Below are 14,333 nucleotides of genomic sequence, written 5' to 3'. Positions count from 1 at the left end.
CAGTGTCCCCTCAGGTCCTTCGTTCGGTTTGCTCTCACACCTCCCGATATCAGAGCCATAACGGGCTCTGGGGAGTCGTTGGGGAGAAGTGATGTGGGTGGTCTCCTCACCCTGCCTGCAGCGGGCCCCTGACCAGTCCTTTTGGGCGCCGCACAACGCTGGGGAGAATCCGGGGAGAAACGAAAGACAGCCCACGCCCTGCGCCCAGGACATCGAGTCCGTCCGGCGCCCCGCGCGCCGCACCCTCTGCCGAGCCCACAACCCTGCGGCGCGGTTACAGACGGCGACAACCCCAGAGAACCCTTTCCGACCTGACGGGCGGTTGGGCTGGCGCCTCGGCGGTGGGTATGAAGAAAGCTCCCGGCAGACGGGTTCACGACCAAGATCATCAGTCCGTCAGGAGCCAGCTTCACGTGCTTGTCCACCCGTCCGCCGTCGATCTGTCCAGTCCAGTGGTGTCGGGCGCGGTGGCTGCACACTCCACCAGCCTGCCAGGTATCGTCTCGGCCGCCGTTCACATGCTGGCCGCCAGCGTTCTGACAGCCTTCCCTCACTCGGCCCGTACCGATCCCGCCGCGCAGGACCGCAAGGACGCCTCACTCCCTCCCCCTGTGCCGCGCCATCGCCTACATCAACTGATGATCACTCCACACATTCCGTTCCCCCACCAACCGACCAAGAGCAACCGTCCCCCCTCGATGGCTCACCGCTTGTCGTGCACGAGCTCCTTTGATAGGAGTCATGAAAGAGAACATCTGAACCTTTTCCCAGAGAATTTCGTTTCAGACGACAGGCGTTGTACGCCTTCATGCAGCCTGCTTGACTGAACGCATGACCAAGCGCATAACAAGAGCGGCCGCGGAAATTCTACTGACAGTGGTTTCGGCTGTCGGTCTCCTGACCTCAGGCACGGGTAGTGCTTCGGCTGCAAGCCTTCAGAACACTTTCGTGAGTGACTACTACGGGACCCCGTCCCTGACGCCGTACCAGCAGTGCCGCAACGAGCAGCAGAGCCGCAACAAGCAGACGTACGGCAATGAGGCCGGTGGCGGCAACGAATACTTCTACTGTGCTCTGGGGGACCGTGGACTGGCTTACAACCTGTGGTGGCGGCACTACGTCTGACAAGAACCCACCCTGCCGGTGAGGACCAGCCGGTCGGTGCAGTCCAGTCGAGAACCGATTCCGTCAAGGTGAGGTCCGACTAATGGGTTTGGCACAAGGCCGTGTTCGGACGGGTCAGGGCCTGCGACCACAGTCCCCTGGTCATGATCCGGGGACATGGTTGTGCATGTGGGCGACGGCCCGGGCCTCAAGATGGAGGCTATCGCCGCAATGCCTGCAGTCGTGGAGGATCTTGTAATTCTTTATCCGTCCGATCACCTGCTCCATCCGGGTACGCACCGTGCGGTGGGAGTTGAGCTACGCGCCATCGCCGCGAACGGTCACGTCCTGGCAGTGCCCGAGGCAAGGCCCGGGGCGCGCCGGGCGTGGGCGTTCGCGGCGATGGCCTCTGAAACCGGTCGCGCTGCCGCGCTCACAAGTCGGTGCTCCGCATCCACGATGACCTGCACGTTCGGGCGTCGCCCACGAGCTCGGCCATCACCGGCGAGTTTCTGGTGCCGTTCAGCCGCCGCCGAAAGCATGGCCTTCGACGGCGGCCAACCAACAGGTGGCGTCCACCTACGGCGTGAGCAAGGAATTCGCACGGTTACATATGAAGGGGCAGCGCGTACGGGTCAAGCGCCCCGCTCAGAATTGTGGGTGCAGCTCTCTCGCCCAAAGGGGCCTGTCGCGTAGGCGTATTTCCCTTCGTCTCTCATGAGGCCCCTCGCCGCGTGGGTGTGGTCTCGACCGTTATGCATCTGGCGACATTACCTATCCGCGCCGTACTCGACCACTGCATGCTGGAATGCCAATCTCGGCCCAACTCGGCCGGCCCACGTCGCCACCACCCGCCCGCACCTCACCAAAGCCTAGGTGGACACCGGTCACCGCACCACCGACGCCTCGTCCGCGATCACGAGACTCGACCCCAATTGGCGCGGAACCTGGGCCGGGACCAGATACGAATGACAGGATCAGACGTTCAACAGTACGTGAACCGGGAGTGTCAGGGCGTCCGCCCTGGGCCCGCCCAGATGGGGTGCGAGGCCCAGGGGAGGAAGTATCTTCAGGCGCCCGAGGTCCACGTCTTCAGGTTCGCCGCTTCTGCGTCCGCGTAGTTGGTCCAGTTGACCCGCATCATCCCGGCGATCGTGCCGAGCACCCCGCCCTGCGCCTCGTCGCCGTAGAGCGCGACCGCAGCCTGGTCCCAGTGGTGCATGTGGAGCTGGTACTCGTCCGCCGACTGTGCGGCCCAGGTCTGGATCAGCGGTTGCAGCTTCGTCCGCAGATTCTCCAATTCCTCGTCGAGGAGCCGGACCGTTTCGTTGATCACATGTCCGGCGTCCTGCAGGTTGCCGTGTACCCGCAACGAGGCTGTTTCAAAGTCAGGCATGTTGTCTCTCCCGCTCGTCGGTCACTCGCTACCACCGGGGCGGCGGGAGCTGGATCCTGGAGACGTTGTGCGTGGCCGCCGTCTCCGCGTCGATGTAGTTGGCGTGCGTACCGCTCAGGCCCTCGGAGATCCCGGTGAGCGCCTGGTGGAGCTTGGCGGCGTTCGCGTCGTAGTCGGCCATCAGGACCCCGAACTGCGTCGCGGCGGGGCCCCGCCAGAAGTCCTCCAGGCTCACGACGTACTTCCGGAGGGCGTCCAGTCGCTCAGCGACGGACTGCGCCGTGGTGGAGCACGAACGGGCCGCGTCGTTGAGATCGGACGGAAGGAGCTCGTAGACGACTCCGTCCCGGGTTTCGGACACAGCGAGATACCTTCCGTCGAAGGTGTGCCTCTGGCACACCTGATGTGTTGCCTGGCACGGCCCAGCAAAGATACCTGACTGTCACATGTGATGGGTAAGTCAGGTGTGTGTGTACGGCTAGGATTGCATACCTGTGTTGAAACATGTGGGCATCGCGAAGGGAATCCGTCATGGGGGATCCAGAGACCAGAAAAGTGCGCGGTCCGGGGTTGCCCGGCTTCGCCGGCAGTTTCGCCACGAGCGCCCGCAGGGCAGGTGAACGGGACCGGCCGCATGTGTTCTCGCGGCTGTTCGTCGTGGTAGCCGTGGTCGTCCTCGTCGCGGCTGGCGCTGTCGGCATCGGCATGATGTCCACGATGGGCGACAAATCCGGTGCGGCGAGCGCCGCCGGGCAGCCCAGCGCGTCGGCGCACGACGGCGCGAAGGACACCAGAACCCAGGCCGACGCCGCGCGCGCCAAGGATCAGGGGGCAACGGAGCAGGGGCACGGCACGAAATCCGTGACGTCCGGCGGAGGGAGCGCCCCTCGGCCTGCGGGCGAGGATGCCGCGAAGGGTGCTGAAGCGGCTGACGCGGCTGACGGCGGAAGCGCTGCGGACGCCGATACCGATACCGGCAAAGACAAGTCGGGCGGCACGAGCGCCTCCGACGCGAAGCAGGACGGGAGCGAGACGGCAGGCACGGGCCATCCAAGAGCCACGTCCGCGAAGGCCACTCCGGGGAAGAACGGCCGCATCGTCAGTTTCGCATCGAGCCGGTGCATCGACGTGCTGGACGGCAACAGCGCGAGCGGGACCCCGCTGCAGATCTGGACCTGCTCGAACGACAGCTGGCAGAAGTGGACGTTCTACTCCGACGGCACCGTCCGGACGCTGGGCAAGTGCATGCAGGTCGCCGGTGGTTCGACGGCCGACGGCACCTCCATCGTCCTGGCCTCCTGCACGGGCGGGGCGTCACAGAAGTTCACCCTGAACAAGGCCCACGACCTCGTGAACACCCCCGTGGGCAAGTGCGTGGATGTCCGCGACAAGAGGACCGCCGACGGCACCCGCCTCCAGCTGTACAGCTGCGCCGGGACGTCGAACCAGAAGTGGGGCCTGGGCTGACAGCCATGAGCGGTACGCACGGACAAAGCGAGCACGGGACGCCGGACCTCGAAGCGCTCCTGGAGCAGGCCGGGCAGCTCACCCAGGCAATCATCGCCGCTCAACAGGGTTCGCAGGACGAGGACTTCACCGGTGTCGCCTCCGGCGGTCTGGTCAGGGCGACGGTGGGTGCTACCGGCCAGCTGCACCACTTGGAGATCTCACCGGTAGCCGCCGACCCCGAGCGCACCGAGGCCCTCGCAGAGCACGTCCTGACCGCGGTACGGGACGCGCACGGGGCGGCTGCAGCCGCCCTGCGATCCCGGTTCACCGGACTGACGGAACACCTGTAGGAGACGGCGCCCGCCGCCGTCCTAGCCCACGGTCCACTACGAGTCGACCAGAAGGAAACACCAGTGGAAGACGACCGCTGTCACGTCACGATCGTGGGGACACGGCGCAGGGCTGACCTGTCGGTGCCGGTGCACGCGACGATCGCCGAGTACACGCCGGCCCTGCTGCGCGCCTGCGGCCAGGAGACCACCGACGACACGTTCCCGCCGGTCTGGTCCCTGGCCCTGCCGGGTGCCAGGCCCTTCCCGCCGGAGGCGACACTCGCGGAGTCGGGCGTCGTGGACGGCGCAACGCTCTACCTTCAGGACGCCGCTGCGGGGGAGTTCGACGAGGCCGAGATCAGTGACCTGGAGGAACAGGTCGACGAGGTCAACCGGTCTGGCCTGGTCTGGGACGCTGTCTCCCGGGCCCACACCCTGCTGCTGGGCGCGGCCGCAGCACTGACCGTCGGTTTCGCCGTGCTGGTCGCCCACCCCCCGGCTCAACCGGCAGGCGGTATAGGCGCGTTGCTGGCTGGTTCCTGTCTCGCCCTCCTAGCCGCGCACGCCACCCGTCGGCAGTGGTCCCTGCCGACCGGCGTACGTCTGGCCATGGCGCTTTCAGCGGTGCCGCTCTACTCGACGGCAGCGCTCTCGGTGCCCGCCGCACGTGAACACCTCTCCACGGCGCTCGTGGCTTGCGGCATGGGCCTGGTCCTGGGCTCCGCCGTCGCCCGCCTCGCGGTGCCGCGCCTGCTGCCTCTGGCCGTTCTAGCCCTGTCCTGCCTCTTCCTGCCCACCGTGGTGGGCCTCGGCCTGGCCGGCGCGGACCTGACGCAGAGCGCGGCCGTCGTCGTCGTCCTGCTCCTCGGCCTCCTCGCCGTGGCGCCGACCGCGACCGGCCACCTCGTCGCCCTGGCGGGTGGGCAGGCAGCGGCCGGCAACGGCCAGGCCGGGCCGGACGTGGAGGTGACCGAACTGGCCCGGCGTGCACGCCGGTTGCTGACCGGTGTCGTCGTCCTGTACTCCCTCGTCCTGATCCCGGCGCTGCTGCTGCTCGCCGTCACGGACGATGTGTGGGCCGTGACGCTCAGCGCCTGTGCCGGTCTGGCGCTGCTCCTGCGCGCCGGGTTGCTCAACGCCCTCGGCGCCGTCCTGCCCCAGGTGGCGGCGGGCGTGAGTGGCCTGGCCGGGTGCCTGGCACTCGCCCCGGTTTCCTTCGGCGTTCCGTATTGGGCGGGGCCCGCGGCGCTGGTCGTGGTGGCCCTGGCGGTCCTGGGCCTGGGCCTGGCCCGGGTGTTCGGCAGCCCCGACAGCGTCCGTGAGCGGCCGGGGTGGATGAGCTCCCTCGGCCTGTTCCTCTCCGTCGTCAGCGTCCCTCTCGCCCTGGGTGTCTTCGGTCTCTTCGGCGACCTGCTCGATCTGGGCGCGGGCTTGTGACCGGCGCGGCGTCGGGCACCGTACGGGGCCGGCCGTGAGGCACACCGTCGTGCGGGTGGCCGACCGCGGCTGGGGCACGCACCGGACGATCGCCGCCGCGGTGCGCGCCGCCGCCGACGGCACGGTGGTGTCGCTGCAGCCCGGTGTCTACCAGGAGTCCCTGGTACTCGACCGCGAGGTGACACTGACGGCCGCCAAAGGGCCCGGCACCGTACGGATCGCGCCTGCCCGGGGGGCCGCGGTGACCATCAGCGGCGGGGCACCCATCCTGCGCGACCTCGATCTCGCCGGGCAGGGCGGCGGCCCCGCGCTGCTGGTCCGTGGCGGCGACGCCCGGATCGAGGCGTGCACCGTGACAGCCGGGTCGGTCGAGATCGGCCACGACGCGCGGGCCACCCTGCACGACTGCGTCATTCGGGACGCGCCCGGCGACGGCGTCCGGGTCACCGGCACCGCCGTGGCCCAGCTCACCGGCGGCACGCTCGGACCGGTCGGCGGGCACGGAGTGCGGGTCGACGACGGGGCGCGGGCGGAGCTGCGCGCCACGCGTGTCTCCGGGGCGGCGGGCTGCGCGCTGTTGGCGTCGGGCACGTCGGCGGTCACGGCCGAGGACTGTTTCCTGGGCGAGTGCGGCGAGGAGGCCGTGCGGGTCGCCGGCCCGGCCCGGTTGCTGCTGCGAGGCTGCCGGTTGCACGGCGCGGGCACCCACGGTCTGTACGTCAATGCCCGCGCCCGGACCACCGATCCGGCCGCGGAGGCCTCCCCCGCCGCACCCGCGGAGGAGGGCGGTTCGGCCGCCGGCCGCGCCGACCACCCGATCCGGCTCGAACGGTGCGAGATCCTGCGCACCGGCCGCGAGGGCGTGTACCTGGCGGGGGAGGCCGAGGCGCGGCTGAGCGACTGCCACCTCACGGAGACCGGGGCCGCCGCCCTGCACGTCATGGACAGCGCCGTCCTCGCCCTCGACCGGGTCAGAGCCGTCGACCTGCCGGGCACAGCGCTGGCTGTCGGGGACGGTGCGCAGGTCAGCGCGAGTGGCAGTGTCTTCACCCGGACCGGCGCCAACGGCCTGTACGGCACTGGAAGTTCCCGCACCGTGCTCACCGATTGCGAGCTGTCCGCCACCGCCTACAGTGCGGTGCACCTCCAGGACGGCGGCCTCGCCGAGCTACGGAACTGCGCCGTGCTCGACAGTGAGCAGCACGGTGTCCGGGTGGAGAGCGGCGCCCATCTGACGGCGCTGTCCACGCGCATCGAGCGGATCGCCCTGTCCGGTCTCGACGTCGAGGACGGAGACGCCGTGCTCCGCCGCTGTACGGTCGCCACCTGCGCCACCGGCGTCCGGCTGCGCACGCGGCATCGCCCGCTGCTCGACACCTGCGAGATCCGCTCGGTCCGGGCTGCCGGGGTGGAGATCGGTCCGGATACCGGCGCGACCCTGACCGGTTGCGTCGTCGAGGAGTGCGGGACCTCGGGTGTCTTCTTCGAGCAGGACAGCGAGGGCTGGGTCGACACCACCACCATCGGCTCCGTCCGGGGCAGCGGTCTCGTGGTGTGGAGCGGCGCGCGACCCAAGGTGTTCGCCACCCGGATCGGCGGCACGGCCAAGAACGGTGTCTACGTGCACGACGGGGCGGCCGGGGTGTTCGCCGACTGCACGGTCACCGACACCGGGTATTCCGCCCTGTACACAGGGGCAAAGGCCACCCCGGTCTTCCGCAACCTGCTGGTGCACGACACTCCGGAGGACTGGTCGGCGCACGCGGACAGCGAGCCCGTCTTCGAGGACTGTCGCACCAAGAACGTCGCCGACACCACGCTGCCCACTGGCACTGTCGCGGCGGGACGGGCGCTCCCCGGCGGGCCGGCCGCCTCCGCCGCGGACAGCATGCCGCCGGAGGGCTCCGACACCGCGGAGTCGCTGTCCGCGCTGCTGGCCGAATTGGACCGCCTTGTGGGCCTGGAGCGCGTCAAACAGGAGGTCGCCTCCCTGGCCAAGGTGATGCGCATGGTGAAACAGCGTCAGGAAGCTGGACTGCAGCCTCCACCGCTCAGCCGCCACCTGGTGTTCGCCGGCAATCCCGGCACCGGCAAGACGACCGTGGCCCGCCTCTACGGCCGCATCCTGGCCGCGCTGGGCATGCTGGCTCACGGCCGGCTCGTCGAGGCGGACCGGGCGGCGCTCGTCGGCGAGTACGTGGGCCACACCGCGCCGAAGACGACCGCCGTCTTCCGTCGGGCCCTGGGCGGCGTGCTCTTCATCGACGAGGCCTACTCTCTGGTGCCGACGGGACAGGGGTCCGACTTCGGGCAGGAAGCGGTGGCCACGCTGGTCAAACTCATGGAGGACCACCGGGACGACGTCGTCGTCATCGTCGCCGGCTACCCGGACGACATGGACCGCTTCCTCGGCTCCAACCCGGGCCTCGCGTCCCGCTTCACCCGGACCCTCAGCTTCGACGACTACTCGTCCGCGGACCTGGTCCGCATCGTCCAACACCAGGCGCGGCAGCACGAGTACCGCCTGCGGGAGGACACCGTCACCGGTCTGAGCGCCTGCTTCGACGCGATGGTACGCACTGAACGGTTCGGCAACGGCCGCACCGCCCGGCAGATGTTCCAGCGGATGACGGAGCTGCACGCCCAGCGGGTGGCGGACCTCGCTTCCCCCAGCGCCGAGGACCTCACCCTCGTCCTGCCCGAGGATCTGCCGGAGGAGGCGTTGCGCTCATGACCCGGCATGTGCGCGCGGCCGGGTCGCACCGGTCACGTCGTGACCGACCCGGACGGCGGTTCGGGGAACGTGGCCTTTCGGTCGACCTGCGCGTACATCTGGCCGGCCCGGTTGACCACGGCGAGGTACTGCCCCGCCAGCGTCAGGGAGTTGGCCATCTGCCACAGCGCCTTCTCCATGGCGGGCTTGATGGTCTCGCCGAACTGCCGGCCCATCTCGGCGACCGCGTCGGTCCCTTCCGGGTCGGTCTCACCGTCCGCCAGAGGAGCGGCGCCGCTGCTGTTGCCCGGGGTGCCCGAGTTGATCGCGGCGACGGGCTGTGGCCGCTCCGCGGGACCGAAGAAGTCATCCGTCCGCACGGCGGCGGTCGCCATGCGCAGCATCTCGTACTCGAAGGTGGCGGTGCGGAGCAGACCGAGCATGGTCGATTCGGCCGCGCGCACACTGCCCGCGTCCATGAAGAGCGGCCCGGTGTCCGCCACTTCGGAGGAGGCCCCGCCCCCGGGCTGGTCGGACTTGGGCGGCAGGTTGAAGGACGGCGGCGCATCCCATGCGACCGTGACGGACGGCATGAGATACATCAGGTCCTTGCCGGCGTCCGGGTCAGGGCTGCCATCGCCTTCCTGGCTGTCCCCGGTGAGCGGGTGGGGGTCGTACTTGGATCCCTGGCGATCGGCCACGGTCTCGCTCCTTCTCGTGAACTCGGTGTCCGGACCCGCCTTCACACATGTCGCGACGGAACACCCTTCGAAGCATGTAACCATGTGTGTAACCCGGACGCGAACACATGTGTGCGACTCCGGGACCGAAATGGAGTGGGCGGCAATGGCTGACGGCACGCGCAAGATGAGCCGAGGTGAGTTCGAGGTGGCGCTCGGCAGGCTCGGGGAGGCCACCAGGAAGGTCAGGGGCATCTCCGGGAACATCGAGGGGGACCTGGAGCAGATCCGTTCCCGGTTCGCCTCGTTGCCCGACGTATGGCGCAGCCCGGCGGAAGCCAGCAGCGAACCGGTCATGCGGTGGTTCGACCGCGCCTCGGCCGATCTCCACGCTCTCCTGGAGGAGATGGTCCGGCGCATGCAGGTCTCCTACGACACCTACCTGGACGCCGAGAAGGCGAACTTCCACAACAGCGGTGGCGGCAGCGGTGGTTCGGGCGGCCCGAACCCGAAACACAAGCAGTACGCGCTCAGCGACCGTCCGCCCGCCTCGCTGCCCGCCGCTCCTGTGCAGGACGGTCCGGTGGACCCGCAGCCCGCGGGGCTCAGGGACCGCGCGACGGGTCAGGGAGAGCCGGATGCCTGACAGCCCCGACTACGACACATCGGTCCTGTCCGTCGATCCCCGGCTGGTCGATGAGGTGGGCAAGGCGCTGCTGACCCGTGCGGAACAGATGGTCGAGCACCTGGAGGCCATCGCCGACACCGCCTTTCACCTGCAGCTGAGCTGGGTGGGAGCCTCCGCGCAGGAGGCGAAGAAATTCATGGACCGTTGGAACGCCGTGATGCGGGATCTCTTCGGCAGCAAGGAACATCCCGAGGACGGCGTCCTCAACGTCATGGCGGGCACGGTGCACGTCGTGGCCGCCGCGTTCAGCCAGACCGAGGTCTCTCTGGAGAAGCTGTTCCGGGACTTCGCCGACAACCTGCCGGGCGGCGCCAACAATCCGAACGGCGGCTCAGCCCCGACGACACCCACCTCGGCCCCCGCGGATGTGCCGGAGGGCCTCGACCCCGAAGATTCCGCCGTCGTGGAGGACTTCAACAACTGATGAGCAAGATCGCCTTCCACCGTCCGGCGCGGACCTTCCCGCCTTCGGTGCCCGAGCAGCATGTCGCTCTGCCCGCCCCGCCCCAGAAGCCTCAGGAGGCACAGGCCGCCGGCTGGCTCTACATGCTGCTGCCGCTGCTCAGCAGCGTAAGCATGGCCGCGTACATGGTCACCTTCGGCCGCCCCTGGATGATCCTCCTCGGGATCGGGTTCGTGGTCGTGTCGGTCGTCGTGACCGCTCTGGTGCGGACGCAGTCCAGGAAGTCGACCCGGATCGCCCGGCTGCGCCAGCGCGACCGGTACGTCGAGTACCTGACCGACATCCGGGCCCAGGCCCGCGCCTCCGCCGCGGCGCAGCGCGCTGTGAGCGCCTTCCTCCACCCCAGCCCGCGCCGGCTGTGGGCCCTGGCCACCGGGCGGCGCCGGGTGTGGGAGCGTCGGCCGTCCGACGAGGACTTCCTCCGGCTCCGGCTCGGCCGGGGCCTGGGCGTGCCCGCGATGCGGCTGGCCTCCGGCAAGCGGAGTGACCCGACCGCGGAGTTCGAGACGCAGTCGCAGCGCGCCGCGGACCGGCTCCTGCGCGACCACGCCCACGTGGGGCACGAACCCGCCTGGGTCGACCTCGCGGCGACAGGCGTGCTCAGCGTGCACGGGCCCGCCGACCGTACAGGACCGCTCGTCGGCGCCCTCCTGCTGCAACTCGGCGTCCTGCACGCGCCGGACGACGTCCAGGTCATCGCGCTGACCTCCGAGCACGCCCCTTGGTCCTGGGCGAAGTGGCTGCCGCACATCCGGCACGCGGACTCCCTCGCCGGCCGGCCGGTCCTGGCACAGGACATCGAAGGCATCGAGGACGTCCTGACCGCCCGGATCGAACGGGCTCGCGTAGAGCGGGCCGAGAACGCCGCCAACATCCTGCGCCGCGAGACCAAAGCGGAGCGCCACCTCGTCGTCGTCCTGGACGGCTTCAGGCCCGACGCGCCGTGGGCGGGTCTGCCCCTCGTCACGGACCTGCTGACCGAGGCGGGTCCGGCGACCGGCCTGCACGTCGTCTGCACCGTCACCAAGGAGAGTGAGGAGCCGGGGCGGGTCGACGTGCGGGCCAGGGTCGGCGCGAACGGCTCGCTCACCCTGGAGAGCCGCGTACCGGCTCTCACCAGTGCTGTGACCGACGCGACGGCGGACGTCTGTCCGTCGGGCCTGGGTGAGCAGACGGCGCGGGCCCTGGCACCGCTGCGCCTTGCCGGGGAGCGCGAACAGGTGCTCTCCCGCACGGTCTCGCTGCCCGACATGCTCGGCCTCCAGCGCCTGGAGGAGGTGGAACCGCCCTCGCTGTGGCGCGCGCCCGACGACGAGGCGCTGCTGCGCCTGCCGGTCGGCGTCACGGGCGACGGTGAGCAACTGCTGCTCGACCTCAAGGAGTCCGCACTCGGCGGCGTCGGCCCGCACGGCCTCGTGGTCGGCGCGACGGGCTCCGGCAAGAGCGAACTCCTGCGCACCCTGGTGACCGGACTCACGCTGACCCACTCCCCCGAGCACCTGAGCTTCGTCCTGGTCGACTTCAAGGGTGGCGCCACCTTCGCCGGTGTCACCGAACTGCCCCACGTCGCCGGTCTGATCACCAACCTCTCAGACGATCTGGCGCTGGTGGACCGCGTCCGCGCAGCACTCCAGGGCGAACAGACGCGCCGCCAGCAGATGCTGCGCGCCGCGGGCAACGTGGACTCCGTCCGCGAGTACCAGATCCTCCAGGCCCAGGGCGCGACGGACACCGAAGGCCGCCCCCTCGACCCCATGCCCTACCTCATGATCATGGTGGACGAGTTCGGTGAACTCCTCTCCCAGCGCCCGGACTTCATCGAGCTGTTCGTCCAGATCGGCCGCGTGGGACGCAGTCTCGGCATGCACCTGTTGCTCGCCACCCAGCGCCTGGACGAGGGCAGGCTGCGCGGCCTGGAGTCACACCTGTCGTACCGGATCTGCCTGCGGACATTCAGCGCCGCGGAGAGCCGCGCGGTGATCGGCACGACCGACGCCTACCGGCTGCCGTCGATCCCCGGCTCCGCCTACCTCAAGGTCGACGAGTCGGTGTACGAACGCTTCCGGGTCGCCCACGTGTCGGGAACCCACCACGACGGGTCCGAGGTCCGTACGGCCCGGCCCGTGGAGGTCGCCCCCATCCCCTTCGGCTTCCGTACGGCCCGCGACGCCCGCTCCGACGAGGACGAGGCCGCCGAGACGCCCGCCCCCGTCGCGCCGCCCGAGGCGGGCCGCCGCTCGGAGATGCAGGTCGCCGTGGACCGGATGATGTCCTACGGCGACCCGGTCCACCAGGTGTGGCTGCCCCCGCTGCCCTCCGCTGTGGAACTGGACTCGGTCCTGGGCCCGCTCACCACCGACACCGAGCGCGGCCTGCGCTCCGAGGTGTGGCCGCAGGGCGGCGGCCTCAACATCCCGCTCGGCGTCGTCGACCTGCCCGCCCAGCAGGAACAGCGGGTCCTCCACCTGGACCTGGCCGGCGCCCACGGACACATCGCCGTGGTGGGCGCGCCGCAGTCCGGCAAGAGCACCCTGCTGCGTAGCGCCGTACTGAGCGCCGCGCTGCTGCACACCCCGGAAGAGCTCCAGTTCGTCTGCGTCGACTTCGGCGGCGGAAGCCTTTCCGGCGTCGAGGGCGCGCCACACGTGTCCGGGGTCGCGTCCCGACACGACGAGGCGCAGGTACGCCGGGCTCTGTCGGTGGTCCGCGGACAGGTGGAGGAGCGCGAGCGGATGTTCCGTGAGCTCAAGGCCGACACAGCGGACGACTTCCGCCGGATGCGTGCCGAGGGTGCGCTGCCCGACGGTGTCAACGGCGCGGACATCGTCCTGGTCGTCGACAACTGGGGCGCGCTGCGCGGCGCCGTAGAGGAGGCCGAGGAGACCCTTGTGGAGATCGCCACCCGTGGTCTGGGCGTCGGCGTCCATCTGCTGCTCAGCGCCAACCGGTGGAACGAGATCCGAGCCAACCTGCGAGACAACATCACCGGCCGTCTCGAACTGCGGCTCAACGAACCCGGGGAGTCGGAGATCTCCCGGCCGGCCGCCCGCGCGCTCAAGGCCGTCCTGCCCGGACGCGGACTCATCGCCCCCGGGCTGACCTTCCACGCGGCACTGCCCCGGGCCGACGGTCTCGCTTCGGCCGACGGTCTCGCCAAGGCCCAGGAAGAGCTCGTCAACGACCTGTGGTCCGGCTGGCGGGGGCCGGAGGCGGAACCGCTGCGGGTCCTCGGCGAACTCGTCACCCCTGCCGACCTGGCGGCCGCCTACGAGCAAAGCCACCCGGACGGCGGCGCCCCGGCCGCCGCCGACGTGCCCGTGGGCCTGCGCGAGACCGACCTCGGCCCTGCCGCGGTGAACCTGGAGACGGACGGCCCGCACTTTCTGGTACTCGGCGACGCCGGTTCCGGGAAGACCGAGTTCCTGCGCATGTGGATGCGCGGCATGGTGCGGCGCCGCTCCTCCTGGGACGTCCGCTTCATCGTGATCGACTACCGCAGGGGGCTCCTCGAAGCGGTGCCCGAGGAGTATCTCGGGGCGCAGGCCGGCGAGTCGCAGGCAGCCACGGCCTACCTGGAGCAGTTCGCGGAGAAGCTGCGCGAGCGGATGCCGCCGCCGGGGATCAGCGCCCGTGAACTGCGCGAGCGCAGCTGGTGGTCGGGGCCCGAGCTCTACCTCGTCGTCGACGACTACGACCTGGTGGCCGGGGCCGGCCTCGGCAGTCGCAATCCGCTCGCTCCACTGGTCGACTCTCTCGCCCAGGCCGCCGACATCGGCTTCCACCTGGTGCTCGGCCGCCGGACCGGCGGAGCGACCCGCTCGGCGATGTCCGACCCGTTCGTGGGCCGGCTACGGGAGCTGGGCACCGGAGGGCTGATCCTGTCCGGCGATCCCCGGGAGGGCGTCCTCCTCGGCGATCAGCGGGCGGCGCGGCAGCCACCCGGTCGGGGCACGCTCGTCTCCCGCAAGGGCGGAGCCGTAGTCATCCAGACCGTCCACGACCCGGCGGACGCCGAAGCGACGCCCTCGTCCTGACACCGCCACTGCCCTCTCGCCGCCCCACGCAATACAC

General features: G+C 70.0%; 11 protein-coding genes. 8 read left to right on the top strand and 3 right to left on the bottom strand.

Going from position 1 to position 14,333, the window contains the following annotated elements; translation table 11 throughout:
• Window positions 1-948: 948 nt before the first annotated feature.
• Window positions 949-1,125 carry a hypothetical protein gene (locus tag C6Y14_RS44055; RefSeq protein WP_159074230.1) on the top strand — a complete coding sequence of 59 codons (177 nt, stop codon included), beginning with the start codon at window positions 949-951 and terminating at the stop codon, window positions 1,123-1,125.
• Window positions 1,126-2,173: 1,048 nt separating this feature from the next.
• On the opposite strand, the gene C6Y14_RS44050 is transcribed toward C6Y14_RS44055, so the two are convergent.
• Entirely contained in the window at window positions 2,174-2,500 is a 327-nt protein-coding gene (locus C6Y14_RS44050; RefSeq protein ID WP_159074229.1) for a WXG100 family type VII secretion target, read from the bottom strand.
• A 28-nt stretch (window positions 2,501-2,528) separates the two neighbouring features.
• Complete coding sequence (locus tag C6Y14_RS12570; RefSeq protein WP_159074228.1) at window positions 2,529-2,861, bottom strand: WXG100 family type VII secretion target; 333 nt, start codon at window positions 2,859-2,861, stop codon at window positions 2,529-2,531.
• A 170-nt stretch (window positions 2,862-3,031) separates the two neighbouring features.
• On the opposite strand from C6Y14_RS12570, the gene C6Y14_RS12565 reads away from it, so the two are divergent.
• The 4 genes from C6Y14_RS12565 (at window position 3,032) to C6Y14_RS12550 (ending at window position 8,452) form a co-directional block, all read left to right on the top strand.
• Window positions 3,032-3,967, top strand: coding sequence for an RICIN domain-containing protein (locus C6Y14_RS12565; protein WP_159074227.1), 936 nt, complete (start codon window positions 3,032-3,034; stop codon window positions 3,965-3,967).
• Window positions 3,968-3,972: 5 nt separating this feature from the next.
• Window positions 3,973-4,299 carry a YbaB/EbfC family nucleoid-associated protein gene (locus tag C6Y14_RS12560; RefSeq protein WP_107016683.1) on the top strand — a complete coding sequence of 109 codons (327 nt, stop codon included), beginning with the start codon at window positions 3,973-3,975 and terminating at the stop codon, window positions 4,297-4,299.
• A 63-nt stretch (window positions 4,300-4,362) separates the two neighbouring features.
• Window positions 4,363-5,718, top strand: coding sequence for an EsaB/YukD family protein (locus tag C6Y14_RS45495; protein WP_107016682.1), 1,356 nt, complete (start codon window positions 4,363-4,365; stop codon window positions 5,716-5,718).
• Window positions 5,719-5,752: 34 nt separating this feature from the next.
• Window positions 5,753-8,452, top strand: coding sequence for a right-handed parallel beta-helix repeat-containing protein (locus C6Y14_RS12550; RefSeq protein ID WP_107016681.1), 2,700 nt, complete (start codon window positions 5,753-5,755; stop codon window positions 8,450-8,452).
• A gap of 32 nt (window positions 8,453-8,484) precedes the next feature.
• Here the strand turns inward: C6Y14_RS12550 and C6Y14_RS12545 are convergent, their stop codons facing one another.
• Window positions 8,485-9,132, bottom strand: coding sequence for a hypothetical protein (locus tag C6Y14_RS12545; protein ID WP_107016680.1), 648 nt, complete (start codon window positions 9,130-9,132; stop codon window positions 8,485-8,487).
• A gap of 145 nt (window positions 9,133-9,277) precedes the next feature.
• On the opposite strand from C6Y14_RS12545, the gene C6Y14_RS12540 reads away from it, so the two are divergent.
• The 3 genes from C6Y14_RS12540 to eccCa are packed head-to-tail and all read left to right on the top strand — an operon-like array spanning window position 9,278 to window position 14,296.
• A complete protein-coding gene (locus tag C6Y14_RS12540; protein WP_107016679.1) occupies window positions 9,278-9,757 on the top strand; it encodes a WXG100 family type VII secretion target in 480 nt (159 codons plus the stop codon).
• Entirely contained in the window at window positions 9,750-10,223 is a 474-nt protein-coding gene (locus tag C6Y14_RS12535; RefSeq protein WP_107016678.1) for a WXG100 family type VII secretion target, read from the top strand. Before C6Y14_RS12540 ends, C6Y14_RS12535 begins: the two co-directional genes overlap by 8 nt.
• Entirely contained in the window at window positions 10,223-14,296 is a 4,074-nt protein-coding gene (gene eccCa / locus C6Y14_RS12530; protein ID WP_107016677.1) for a type VII secretion protein EccCa, read from the top strand. Before C6Y14_RS12535 ends, eccCa begins: the two co-directional genes overlap by 1 nt.
• The last annotated feature ends 37 nt before the right edge of the window (window positions 14,297-14,333 follow it).

Origin of the sequence: Streptomyces dioscori, from assembly GCF_003024195.1 — a bacterium.
Classification (GTDB): Bacteria; Actinomycetota; Actinomycetes; order Streptomycetales; family Streptomycetaceae; genus Streptomyces; species Streptomyces dioscori.
This window is presented reverse-complemented; position numbering and strand designations above follow the sequence as displayed.

Coding starts and splice junctions, on each gene's coding strand:
- C6Y14_RS44050 (WP_159074229.1), bottom strand. CDS start 2,500: ATGCCTGACTTTGAAACAGCCTCGTTGCGGGTACACGGCAACCTGCAG.
- C6Y14_RS12565 (WP_159074227.1), top strand. CDS start 3,032: ATGGGGGATCCAGAGACCAGAAAAGTGCGCGGTCCGGGGTTGCCCGGC.
- C6Y14_RS12560 (WP_107016683.1), top strand. CDS start 3,973: ATGAGCGGTACGCACGGACAAAGCGAGCACGGGACGCCGGACCTCGAA.
- C6Y14_RS12540 (WP_107016679.1), top strand. CDS start 9,278: ATGGCTGACGGCACGCGCAAGATGAGCCGAGGTGAGTTCGAGGTGGCG.
- C6Y14_RS12535 (WP_107016678.1), top strand. CDS start 9,750: ATGCCTGACAGCCCCGACTACGACACATCGGTCCTGTCCGTCGATCCC.
- eccCa (WP_107016677.1), top strand. CDS start 10,223: ATGAGCAAGATCGCCTTCCACCGTCCGGCGCGGACCTTCCCGCCTTCG.